We start from the raw sequence: 12,544 nt of genomic DNA, 5'->3' as shown, positions 1-12,544 counted from the left end.
ACACCAAGCCGCCCCTACAGACCCGAAACCGGGGCGGGTTTACATCAATTATTTCTAGGAAAACAGACATGATTACACCAAGCCGCCCCTACAGACCCGAAACACCTGACACCCAACCAAAAAAAACCCAGTCTCTCGAAGAAACTGGGCCACTGTCCTTAGCAAAGACTGAAAGTATTAAAGAGCAAACTTAAGCTTCAGACGCTTCACCTTCGCCTAAAGCCGCCGCCGTTTTTTCGCGATCGAGTTTCAGCATCAACACGCCCAAAGGAGGTAAGCACAGATCCAAAGATTGGGGATAATTGTGGAACCACCATTCCTCTGTCCATTTACCGCCCAAGTTACCCATGTTGCTACCGCCATATTCACGAGCGTCGCTGTTAAACAACTCGGTGTAGAAGCCCGCTTCCGGCACCCCGATGCGATAGTGACTGTGGGGCTGAGGCGTGAAGTTACACACCGTCACGATAAACTCATCCGTATCTTTAGCCCGACGAATAAACGACACTACGCTATGACGATTATCGCTACAATCAATCCACTGGAAACCTTCCTCAGCGAAATCCTGTTCGTAGAGAGCGGGTTCAGAACGATAGAGATTATTCAAATCTTTAAAGAACCTCTGAATATTCCGATGGGCTTCAAATTGTAGCAGTTCCCATTCGAGAGTTCCCCAGGCGTTCCACTCTTTCCACTGGGCAAACTCCATCCCCATAAACATGGTTTTCTTACCGGGGTGAGCATACATATAGGCAAATAAACTTCGGACGTTAGCAAACTTTTGCCAATCATCTCCGGGCATTTTACCCAACATATTGCTCTTACCGTGTACCACCTCATCGTGAGACAGCGCCAACATAAAGTTTTCGCTGTGGTGATACCAAATACTGAAGGTGATGTTATTTTGGTGGAACTGGCGGAACCAGGGGTCCATGTGGAAGTAATCCAACATATCGTGCATCCAGCCCATGTTCCACTTGAGGTTAAAGCCCAAACCGCCCACGTAGGTCGGCCAGGACACCATCGGCCATGCGGTAGATTCTTCGGCGATCATCAATGTACCGGGATAATAGCCGAATAGGACGTGATTGGTTTGACGAATAAAATCGGCCGCTTCAATATGTTCGCAACCGCCGTATTTGTTGGCAACCCATTCGCCATCTTCGCGACAGTAGTTGAGGTAAAGCATCGAAGCCACCGCATCCACCCGCATTCCATCGATATGGAACTTGTCAAACCAGTAGATGGCGTTGGCAACTAAGAAATTGCGAACTTCGTTGCGACCATAGTTAAAGACCAGAGTACCCCAACCTTTGTGTTCTCCAACGCGGGGGTCGCCGTGTTCGTAGAGGTGAGTTCCATCAAAGAACGCCAAACCATGTCCGTCTTTGGGGAAATGTCCCGGTACCCAGTCTACAATCACCCCGATACCGTGTTTATGGCACTCATCCACAAAATACATGAAATCTTGGGGCGTTCCAAACCGGGAGGTGGGGGCATAATAACCCGTAACCTGATATCCCCAAGAACCATCAAAGGGGTGTTCGGCAACCGGCAGCATTTCGATATGGGTATAACCGAGTTCTTTGACGTAGGGAACCAGCTTGTCGGCCATTTCTCGATAGGTCATAAAGCGACCGCCCGGATCGAGTTCGATCGCTTGAATGGCAGGTTCTACGGTGCCATCGGGTAACTTGTGGGGTTCGGACATTGGCGCCCGGTTCCACGATCCCAAATGACACTCATAAACGGAAATGGGCCGGGTTAGGGGTTCGGTGTGGCGGCGCTCCTCCATCCATTGAGCGTCGTTCCATTGGTAGGTATCGAGATCGGTAACAATAGAAGCGGTTTTGGGTCTGACTTCCTGCTGAAAACCGTAGGGATCGGATTTTTCATAAATGTGTCCTTCCCAGTTTTTCACCTCGTATTTGTAATGAGTGCCAACTCCAATTTCTGGGATGAACAGTTCCCAGACGCCGTTGCCAAACTTCCGCATTTGGTGTTTACGGCCGTCCCAGTAGTTGAAGTCACCCAGCACGGAAACGTTACGAGCATTCGGCGCCCAAACGGCGAAGTAAACCCCACTGACACCATCAATGGTATCTAAGTGAGCGCCGAGTTTTTCATAGATGCGGTGGTGGTTTCCTTCGGTAAACAGGTGAATATCAAAGTCGGTCAGTTTGGGAGAGCGGAAAGCATAGGTGTCATACATGACCCGCTCGTGTTCTCCTTCTTTGTACCGAAGTTGATAGTTGGCGAGTTTGGGCGTATCGAGATCGAGAATACATTCAAAGAAGTGGGGGTTATGGACCGACTGCATTGCGTATTCTTCTCGTTGCTCGGGCAAAATGACCCATGCCGCTTCAGCATTGGGGAGGTAGGCTCGCACTACCCAAACGGTTTTGCCATCCTGTTGGATCTGATGGGGGCCGAGAACTTCAAAGGGATCGTGATGATGATTCCAAACAATCCGGTCAATTTGATCATGTGCGATGGTGGTCATGGGTCTCACACGTTACTACTACAAACAGGTTAATCTTAAACGGGCAGGTTATATTACAATACAATTTTTACCGAGTTTCGGGAATTTGTCCGCTCTGGGAGCGCTCGGGCTTTTAAAAATCAGGTAGATTGATTGGGGATCAAGCCAATCTTCATCGACAAATGCTTTAACACCAGTATACAAATCAGATGACCAACAGGAGGAGTTTCTCTCATGTTTGTTTTTGAGGATACGGACAAGAATCGGCAAGTCGTTGATATTATTGCACAAAGCTTTAATGATTTGTAACAAAAAAGAGAAATCTATCTTTGTGGGGATAATCCGGGCGGTAACGCTTCTCCACACGATTGATGAATCTCGATGATCTTCTCAAATATCCAAGGATATTTTTCTCGATAGTCGGGAATTAACGCCAGCGGACTCAATAACGCCGCCGCCGCCAAATCCGCAGCGCTTTGGCGCGAGCCAACCAGATAACCCCCTGAGCGCCAAACTTCTAATACCTCGAAGGCAATTTTTAGGCGTTGGGCGGCCAAATCCGCAGAAGCTTCATCGATCCCATATTGACGGCGCACCACTTGAATCACCAGTTGAGAAGACCAAGACGGATCGATCGCTTTTCCTGCACCTGCCCGAAATTGATAATATACAAATCGCGTCGCCGTGCCAATACTTTCATCGAGCCAATCTTCGATCATCAACGCTTGAGTTTTTAGGCGGGGATCGTCAAAATATAAGGGCGGACTGGGACAATAAGCCTCTAAAAATGCAAAAATTTGACTCGTATCTGCGATCGCCGGCGGTTGATTGTCCAACTGCGGAATTAATACCGGAACCGTTGTTAAACCCGTTAAAGGTTTGAGTTTCAACACGTGTAAGCCCGGTGTGAGATTTTCCACTTCGTAGGAAATCCCCTTATAGCCCAAGGCTAAACGGGCTTTTCGACAATAATGGGATGTACTGAATTGCAGCAAAAGCATAAGTAAAAACAGAAAGAAATTGGGTTTGAAGCTTGAGAAATTCTAAAAAAAACGGCAGAACTTAGCAGAAGTATCAATTTCCCTGTATTCCTCAAACAAACTAATGGTAGGATGGGGATGAAATACTCTGAGCGAGTTTTTTGCTGACTTCAGCTTCAACAATTTGACTTGATAACTTAACTACCGCGATCGTGATTGTTTAACTGAGCTATGACTGTTGCATTCCGACCCACCCGTTCCACTCAAAACCGTCTCTCTCAATCGGTCGTCACCCCCACCACGCCGGGAAACATCATTCCCCTCGAACGAGCCAGACTCCAACGGAAGCAGCCCACTCAGCCGCTGACTCGACGTTCTTCTTCTGCGACTCCCGAAATTATCGAGCTTGATGTCGTCGAAATTTTACCGGCTCAACCGGACCAACCCGTTTGGCTGCGATCGCTTGTTACCTTACAACAAGTTTCCTCGATTGTTGCCGGATCGCTCGTTGGAATCACTCTCAGCGTCTACGGCCTGACCCAAGCCCGAGAAGCGGCCTGGACTCAAGAATATCAGACTCTAGAACATTATCGCACTCAAGAACAACAACTGCGAGCCGCCAACGAAGTTCTCAAACATCAAATTGCCGAAGGCGCCCAAAAACCAAACACCGGACTGGTTGAAAGAGAACCTCTCGACATGATCTTTTTGCGTCCGGCGCCTCCCCGTCCCGAAGTCTCGGCGGACATTCCCAATCTCGAACTCAATGTCAGTCCGACTACTACCCCAAATAAACCGCTAGGATATTAACAGTGAACAGTTATCAGTTATCAGTTATCAGTTCTTTTCCTTGTCATCTGTCACCTGTTCACGATTGAGGTTACTGTTTACTGTTTACTGTTTACTGTTTACTGTTTACTGATTATCATGGATTCTTCCGACCTTTCTTCGAGATCCCGTCAGAATCGACGCCGTTTTCCCCGTTGGGTACCGACAGAAAAACCTGTTCGGTTCCCCTCTCGATTTTCGGGTTTAAATCCTCGCCCTCCTCAAAATCCTCGGGAGCTTCAACAACCCATTCCCCGCAAACCCCCCAAAATTAAAAGGTGCAAATCCTCCCGTTTGCGAATGGTTTGGCTGATACTGCTCGGGGGATTATTGGGACTGTCGGTGAATTTATTTCGCGTTCAAATTACGATGGGGCCAATGCTCAAACAGCAAGCCCAATTTCAACAAAGCCAGCGGGATCTTCCTTTTGTTCCTCGCCGTCCAATTAGTGATGCCAACGGTCATATTTTAGCCATCGACCAAATTGTTTATACCCTCTACGCTCATCCAAAATTATTTAAACAATCTGCGGCTGAAATCGCCGAAAAATTATCCCCGATCTTGGTCTTTAATGATTTAACCAATCCCACACCCAACGACCTCCTCGAACAGTTTAATCAAGCAGAAAGTGGCATTAAAATCGCCGAGTCCATTGGCGAAGAAGTCGGCAACAAAATCGCCAACTTGGGCATTGATGGATTAGAACTGATTCAACAGCGACAGCGCCTTTATCCCCAACAAGATATCGCCTCGGATATTGTCGGTTATGTCGATAGCGAAGGCAAAGGTCAAGCCGGTGTCGAAAACAGTCAACAAGAATTACTTGAACGGGTAATGCCTTCTTTGGAGTTTCAACGTTCAGTCAATGGAAATTGGGTGCCGACTCAACTCGCCTCCGGGTTTATTCAAGTAGACGATTTAGAATTGCGACTCACCATTGATACTCGTCTACAAAGAATGGTTCGTAAAATCCTTGAAGAAAGTGTCGATAAAAATTTAGCCAAACGCGCTACCGTGGTTGTCATGGATGCCAGCAATGGGGAAATTTTAACCTTAGTCAATGAGCCATCCTACGACCCGAATCAGTATTGGAAATCGAATGTTGAAAACTTTAAAAATTGGGCGTTATCTGACCTGTACGAACCCGGTTCTACCTTTAAACCGATTAATGTTGCGATTGCTTTAGAAGCAGGCGCGATTCAAAGCGATACGGTGATTTATGATGAAGGTCGGATTCAAATGGGTCGATGGACGATTCAAAATGCCGATTACTATTATACCGGAACTCGGGGTTCGGTGAATATTACCGATATTATTAAATATTCGAGTAATATTGGTATGGTTCGGATTATTCAAAAGATGGAACCCGAGGTTTTTTATGAGGGATTAAAACGATTGGGACTCGGAGAAATCACTGGGGTTGATTTGCCTTTTGAAGTGGCAAGTACCTTAAAAACCCGCCATCAATTTGCGAATGTTCCCGTTGAAGCCGCGACGGCAGCTTTTGGTCAGGGGCTTTCCATTACACCGCTGAAATTGGCTCAACTCAATGCAACTTTAGCCAATGGCGGAAAATTAGTTACTCCTCATGTGGTCAAGGGATTATATAATAGTAAAGGACAGCTTTATTGGGAAGTTTCTTTACCCGAATCTCGGCAAGTTTTCTCCTCTCAAACGGCCAATACCGTTTTAGAAATGATGGAATCTGTGGTAGCCGCAGAAGATGGTACGGGTAAAGCCGCGCGAATAGCCGGTTATCGAGTCGCCGGAAAAACCGGTACCGCTCAAAAAGCTTCTGCTTCTGGCGGTTACTCCGATAATGCTCGAATTACCAGTTTTGTCGGGATTTTAACCGTTGATAATCCCCGTTATGTTGTGGTTGCGGTGGTTGATGAACCCGGAATCGACGGCGCTAGCGGGGGAAGGGTGGCGGCGCCGATTGTTCAATCGGTGATGGAAGGTTTAATTGGGTTGCACAAAATACCCCCTTCTGATATTAACGCAGAACCCGAAGATGAATCAGAAAGTGAATTTGAGAGTCCAGACTAGAGGGTTTTTTACCGACATTCTCTGAAAACAACAAAAAAAGGGAAACTAGCTACTTCTTTTGATTTTTCATCGGTTTTCTGACTCTCAATTCCCGAGTCCTCCTTCAACTGACTGTCATATTGAACCAACTCAAGAATATCATTTTGCAGAACATAACAAAACCTTTCTAGGGGTAAATCATTGGGGTCGTGTCCGAAGGGATTTTCAATTTCTAACCCAATTTCTTCAATTCCCAATAAAGAAAAGGTAATCACTCCCACCGCCGGAATAACGAACCCGTTTAATGAGTCAACCAAGGTAAAGGGTACGCTCAACCAATAAATTAACAACAGATGTTTTAAATGAATTGAATAAGCTTTGGGTAGGGGAGTTGAAGCAATGCGATCGCAAGCAATCATCGCTTCTAAAATTCGATCCATTGACTGATTTAATTCGATAAAAAATCGATAGTTCAGTTTATTTTGTTCGTACATTTGACGAAAATAATCCGCCAACCAATTGGCAACTCTCAAAGGTCGCTGTTGTAGGGGTTGAATCTCAGCAAGCCGATCCGGGGTCAGCAAATGATCCAGTTCCGTTTCTACATCTTCTTTTCTGACATGAACTTTAATCGCCCAGACGAGAGTTCCGATCAATTTAATCGCCTCCAACTTCCGGCGCTTTTCTTCGGGAGTTTTAGCAACAATCATAAAATACATATTTCGGGATAAAATTCGACCATTATGAATCATTACCCCCCAAAGTTTGCGACCTTCCCAATAGCGTTCGTAGGCGGTATTCGTTCTAAAAACCAATAATAAACCCAAAACAATACTCGGAATTAAACTGGTAAGAACGGGTTGATTAACCGGCATCCCTTGAGAATAGATCCAATGAATCACAGCAGCAAAAATCATCGTCGCCACGACTCGCCGCCAAATCGTCCGAATTACCGAACTTCTCAGATCTATGGCTAATTTAAACCAATTAAACCACCCTTTTTGCTCAGTAACTATCTTTGACATTTGATAATGCTTTAAAAATCAATCTAATCCCCGCTTTCTCCCGGCCGATACTCACCCAAAAACGAAGCCACCCCAAGTTGATAGCACCCGGTCAAATCTCACCTGTAGTTGTTGACGGGTCAGGGTTGAGCAAACGGCTATTTAAACGCTCGGGGCTAAATTCAATAATACTAAAATCAGTATACCCCAAATGGATATCTATTCGATCAGCGCACTCGGCATTGAGCCGCGATCGCCAACTCCAATTTTCTTAGTAAAAAGCGCGACTCGACCCCGTTTAGCCACCGAAAACCTGAGTTCTGATGCCGTGTTCATCAATTATAAATTACAGCCAACTCGATCGCAGATCCCTTTCCCCTGCTACGATGACATCTGTGCATGAACTTGGATGGTGCCAAACCGATCCAAATTTGTTATTGACACGTTACCTTAAGTAATGGCTAGCGCGGGTACTTAGACGTATGAATTTGAGTGAAATTACTCATCCGAATCAGCTACACGGTTTATCCATTCACGAACTGCAAGAAATTGCCCGACAAATTCGTGAAAAACACCTAGAAACAGTCGCCGCAACCGGGGGACATTTAGGCCCCGGCTTGGGAGTCGTAGAACTGACGATCGCCCTCTACCAAACCCTAGACTTGGATCGAGACAAAGTGATCTGGGATGTTGGCCACCAAGCCTATCCCCACAAAATGATCACCGGTCGCTACAACACCTTCCACACGTTGCGGCAAAAAGACGGGGTTGCAGGCTACCTCAAACGCTGCGAAAGCAAATTTGACCATTTTGGCGCCGGACACGCCTCAACCAGCATCTCAGCCGCCTTAGGGATGGCGATCGCACGGGATCAGCGGGGCGAAGACTTCAAAGTGGCGGCGATCATCGGAGATGGTGCTTTAACCGGCGGTATGGCGCTGGAGGCCATCAACCACGCCGGACATTTACCCCACACCAAGCTGTTGGTTGTTCTCAACGATAACGAAATGTCGATCTCGCCCAACGTCGGCGCTATCCCTCGTTATCTCAACAAAATGCGTCTCAGCCCGCCCGTTCAGTTCCTTAAAGATAACCTCCGCGAACAGTTTAAACATATTCCCTTTGTCGGCGAAACCTTTACCCCCGAAATGGAACGCCTCAAAGAAGGGATGAAACGTCTGGCGGTTCCCAAAGTTGGGGCGGTGATCGAAGAACTTGGGTTTACTTATTTAGGCCCGGTTGACGGTCATAATTTAGAAGAATTGATCGAAACGTTTAAACAGGCCCACAGCATTCACGGCCCGGTGATGGTTCACGTCTGCACCACCAAAGGAAAGGGCTACGCGATCGCCGAAAAAGATCAGGTTGGCTATCACGCCCAGTCCCCTTTTAACCTCGCCACCGGAAAAGCTATTCCTTCGAGTAAACCCAAGCCTCCCGGTTATTCTAAAGTGTTCGCCCATACTTTGGTAAAACTGGCTGAAAATAATCCGAAAATTTTGGGAATTACCGCAGCAATGGCAACGGGAACCGGTTTGGATAAATTGCAAGCCAAACTTCCCAAACAGTACATTGATGTCGGTATTGCCGAACAACACGCGGTTACTTTGGCCGCAGGTTTGGCCTGCGAAGGAATGCGGCCGATTGTGGCAATTTATTCGACCTTTTTACAGCGGGCTTACGACCAAATTGTTCACGATGTTTGCATTCAAAATCTGCCGGTTTTCTTCTGTTTAGATCGGGCGGGAATTGTTGGTGCGGACGGTCCGACCCATCAGGGAATGTACGATATTGCCTATCTGCGTTGCTTGCCGAATATGGTGATTATGGCACCGAAAGATGAGGCGGAATTACAGCAAATGCTTGTTACCGGAATTAATCATACCGATGGACCGATCGCCATGCGTTATCCTCGCGGTTCCGGCTACGGTGTACCGTTGATGGAGGAAGGTTGGGAAGCGTTACCTATTGGTAAAGGGGAAATTCTTCGCAATGGTGATGATTTGTTGTTATTGGGCTATGGTTCGATGGTTTATTCTGCGATGCAAGTTGCAGAAATTCTTAGCGAACATGGCATAGAATCAACGGTGATTAATGCCCGTTTTGTTAAACCTTTGGATACTGAGTTAATTCTACCTTTGGCCCAACGCATTGGTAAAGTTGCTACTTTAGAAGAAGGCTGTGTGATGGGCGGTTTTGGTTCGGCTGTGGCTGAGGCGTTAATGGATAATAATGTTTTGGTTCCATTAAAGCGCTTTGGGATTCCCGACAAGTTGGTTGATCATGCGAAACCCGATGAGTCTAAAGTTGATTTGGGGTTAACCACTTCTCAAATTTCCGAACAAATTCGAGATGCCTTTTTTAGCAAACAACCTTCGACTGTAAGTTAGGTTAATTGATAGAAACCCGGTCACTTTTATCAACCGGGTTTCTTTGGTTAAGAAGGGCGCATGGCAAGGCACCCCTACGGATTATAAATATACGATATAAAATTGAGGATAGGTTATCGTTTATCGGGTTAATATTATGACTATTGCTGAAGATTTGCTCCGTCCCTCACCAGAGTTTGAAGATATTGACTATCCTCCCGGTGATTTAGAAAGTCACGAGTTACCCTTGGAAAGCTATTTACATCTGCAACAATTGTTGCTGTTGATGAAATGTTTGGATTGGCTGTGGAAAGACAAACAAGACTATTTTGCCGCAGGAAATCTTACCATTTATTATAGCCCGAATCAGAAAAAATCGGAATATTTTAGAGGGCCTGATTTTTTCGTGGTACTCGATACCGAACGCAAACCCCGGAAAAGTTGGGTGGTTTGGGAAGAAGGGGGAAAATATCCTCACGTTATTATAGAATTATTATCTAATTCAACGGCTAAAGTAGACCGTACCGAAAAAAAACAAATTTATCAAGAGATTTTCCGGACTCCCGACTATTTTTGGTTCGATCCGAATACTTTGGAATTTCAAGGATTTGAGTTGCTGCGAGGACAATATCAAGAGATTCAACCCAACGAAAATGGATGGCTTTGGAGTACACAATTACAACTTTTTCTCGGGGTTTATGAACATAAATTGAGATTTTTTACTCCCGAAGGTGAATTAGTTCCTACTCCCGAAGAATCAGCCCAAACGGAACATCTACAACGGGAAGCAACCGAACACCAACTCGAAATAGAACGTCAACAAAAAGAAGCCGAACAACAGCGCAATCAAAAATTAGCCGCCAAACTGCGGGAGTTGGGTGTCGATCCTGATATACTATAATTGCAATTGCTTTTTTATTCTAACTCAGTAGGTGAGCAAAAATCAATTAGCGAGAAAACAATAAGTTCGTTGTTAGGCTTAAGCGAATTCAATGTTTGAAAATTGACTAATCCTTCTGTCCACCTCCTAAAATTTTAACGCCTATATGCTGGATTTTATTAAAGATATTCCAACTGTTTATCTGGGATTAATAGGCAGTTTTATCGCCGGAATGGGAACGGGTTTGGGTGCGGTTCCGGTTTTAATTATCCGTCAAATTAGTCAACGAGTTCAAGGGGCGATGTTGGGGTTTGGGGCGGGTGTGATGTTGGCGGCGACCTCATTTTCTTTAATTGTTCCCAGTTTAGAAGCGGCGATCCGACAGACGAATAGTAATGTTTTTTCGGCGTTAATTGTCGTGATTGGAATTTTACTGGGGGGCGCTTTTTTGTGGTACAGCCATCAATATTTTCCCCACGAACATTTTATCAAAGGCCCGGAAGGAAATTACGAGAATTTAAAACGAATTTGGCTGTTTGTAATTGCGATCGCCATTCATAACTTTCCCGAAGGATTGGCGGTTGGGGTCGGTTTTGGGGGCGAAGATGTTGCCAATGGTACCGCTTTGGCGATCGGGATTGGTTTACAAAATATTCCCGAAGGATTTGTGGTAGCCATTGCTTTATTGACTGAAAAATATTCCCGTTTGACCGCATTTAGTATTGCTTTATTTACCGGATTAGTTGAACCGGTGGGCGGGTTAATTGGGGCGGGAGTGGTTTCGGTTGCTCAACCGATTTTACCCTGGGCGATGGCTTTTGCTGCGGGTGCAATGCTATTTGTTATTAGCGATGAAATTATCCCCGAATCTCACAGTCTCGGACAGGAAAAAGAAGCAACCCTCGGGGTGATGCTTGGCTTTGTGATTATGATGTTTTTGGATGTAACTTTAGGGTAGTTTTCGGGTAAAATGGTATAAACTCGATAACACTATCAATCAACTTTCGACTCTACCAATCCCTCACACCAGAAAACTTGACCGCGATCGCGATCGTCCAAATCACGCACAAGTCCAGATCGTGCAACAGCAGTAAACCCGGATCGGTTTGGGAGTCTGAATCTTGAGGGAACAGAGAACAGGTTCATTTTCTAGGTTGAACCCGGTTTCTCACTTGTAGGTTGGGTTGAAGAATGAAACCCAACATTACTGAGCATGGATCGAGCGAAAATTGAAAAGCTCAATACAGGCTCAAACCATTAGTCTACCCGTTCCAACTGCCAAAGGATTTGATTTCCCTCACGGCGAACTCGGGAAACCTCCCAATTCCGCCAAGCCCAGTTATCACCGCGACTGGTGACAGCACTCGCATTGACATCCATGAGATCGGCCAATTCGGAACTACTGATCAAGTAGCGCTTGCTGGCAATTTCGTCAGCAATATGCAAGGTTTCTATCAAATTGCGAAGTTGGTTAACCCTAACCTCGCGGGGTAACACTTCTTGTGTATCATTCGTTATGTCGTTCATAGCGTCAGTCAGAAACAGCAAGATTAGAGTTTAGGTTATCACAAAAGATTTTATCGTTATGTTAGCAATCCTGCCAACTTTGTGAGAAACATTTACGAAAATTGATCCCAAACCGCTTGCAGACGAAATTAACAAAATGGACAATCAATCGCGATCGCGAACATTAACAGACAACGGGACAAATATTCAAATCCGATCGCAACAGATCGGGTTCAATTTGTCCCTTGATTCACTAAATTATTTTGATTCGTGACATTTGCTGCAAAATCATCTTAACTTGCTATGCTATAAAAGCATTACTCAGTTAATCGTAACCTGTTGGGAAACTCCGGTGAAAGTCCGGGGCTGTGCGGCAACTGTAAGTCAGTTCGCAGCGATCTTGACGAGCCAGAATGCCAACTTGTTACCTAAAACCGACATCCCGCCTAGCACGGGGAAGGAGCAAA

General features: G+C 45.7%; 9 protein-coding genes and 1 riboswitch. Of the genes, 5 read left to right on the top strand and 4 right to left on the bottom strand.

Features of this window, described 5'->3' with window-relative positions; genetic code table 11:
• Positions 1 to 190: 190 nt before the first annotated feature.
• Together glgB and ACL6C3_RS22195 are read right to left on the bottom strand one after the other, a co-directional pair.
• Complete coding sequence (glgB, locus tag ACL6C3_RS22200; RefSeq protein WP_413161226.1) at positions 191 to 2,503, bottom strand: 1,4-alpha-glucan branching enzyme; 2,313 nt, start codon at positions 2,501 to 2,503, stop codon at positions 191 to 193.
• 302 nt (positions 2,504 to 2,805) lie between these two features.
• Complete coding sequence (locus tag ACL6C3_RS22195) at positions 2,806 to 3,483, bottom strand: glutathione S-transferase family protein (protein ID WP_413161225.1); 678 nt, start codon at positions 3,481 to 3,483, stop codon at positions 2,806 to 2,808.
• Positions 3,484 to 3,693: 210 nt separating this feature from the next.
• Here ACL6C3_RS22195 and ACL6C3_RS22190 point away from each other — a divergent pair, with 210 nt between their 5' ends.
• Entirely contained in the window at positions 3,694 to 4,272 is a 579-nt protein-coding gene (locus ACL6C3_RS22190; protein ID WP_413161224.1) for a hypothetical protein, read from the top strand.
• 117 nt (positions 4,273 to 4,389) lie between these two features.
• A complete protein-coding gene (locus tag ACL6C3_RS22185) occupies positions 4,390 to 6,339 on the top strand; it encodes a peptidoglycan D,D-transpeptidase FtsI family protein (protein WP_413161223.1) in 1,950 nt (649 codons plus the stop codon).
• An 8-nt stretch (positions 6,340 to 6,347) separates the two neighbouring features.
• Here ACL6C3_RS22185 and ACL6C3_RS22180 read toward each other — a convergent pair whose 3' ends face one another.
• Positions 6,348 to 7,343: a bestrophin family protein gene (locus tag ACL6C3_RS22180; RefSeq protein WP_413161221.1), complete on the bottom strand. Its 996-nt coding sequence runs from the start codon at positions 7,341 to 7,343 to the stop codon at positions 6,348 to 6,350.
• Positions 7,344 to 7,804: 461 nt separating this feature from the next.
• On the opposite strand from ACL6C3_RS22180, the gene dxs reads away from it, so the two are divergent.
• From dxs to ACL6C3_RS22165, 3 genes are all read left to right on the top strand, one after another.
• Positions 7,805 to 9,712 (top strand): 1-deoxy-D-xylulose-5-phosphate synthase, encoded by a 1,908-nt coding sequence (dxs, locus tag ACL6C3_RS22175; protein ID WP_413161220.1) that lies wholly within the window; start codon positions 7,805 to 7,807, stop codon positions 9,710 to 9,712.
• A gap of 136 nt (positions 9,713 to 9,848) precedes the next feature.
• The gene (locus tag ACL6C3_RS22170; RefSeq protein WP_413161219.1) at positions 9,849 to 10,592 is read left to right on the top strand and encodes a Uma2 family endonuclease; all 744 of its coding nucleotides are present in this window, start codon (positions 9,849 to 9,851) and stop codon (positions 10,590 to 10,592) included.
• Between the two features lie 145 nt (positions 10,593 to 10,737).
• Positions 10,738 to 11,529, top strand: coding sequence for a ZIP family metal transporter (locus ACL6C3_RS22165; protein ID WP_413161218.1), 792 nt, complete (start codon positions 10,738 to 10,740; stop codon positions 11,527 to 11,529).
• Positions 11,530 to 11,828: 299 nt separating this feature from the next.
• On the opposite strand, the gene ACL6C3_RS22160 is transcribed toward ACL6C3_RS22165, so the two are convergent.
• Complete coding sequence (locus ACL6C3_RS22160; RefSeq protein WP_413161216.1) at positions 11,829 to 12,098, bottom strand: hypothetical protein; 270 nt, start codon at positions 12,096 to 12,098, stop codon at positions 11,829 to 11,831.
• 274 nt (positions 12,099 to 12,372) lie between these two features.
• Positions 12,373 to 12,517, top strand: a riboswitch (cobalamin riboswitch).
• Positions 12,518 to 12,544: the final 27 nt, after the last annotated feature.

Source organism: Capilliphycus salinus ALCB114379 (assembly GCF_047276495.1).
Taxonomy (GTDB): Bacteria; Cyanobacteriota; Cyanobacteriia; order Cyanobacteriales; family Microcoleaceae; genus Capilliphycus; species Capilliphycus salinus.
Note: the sequence above shows the minus strand (reverse complement) of the source record. Positions and strands in the feature narration are given on the sequence as shown.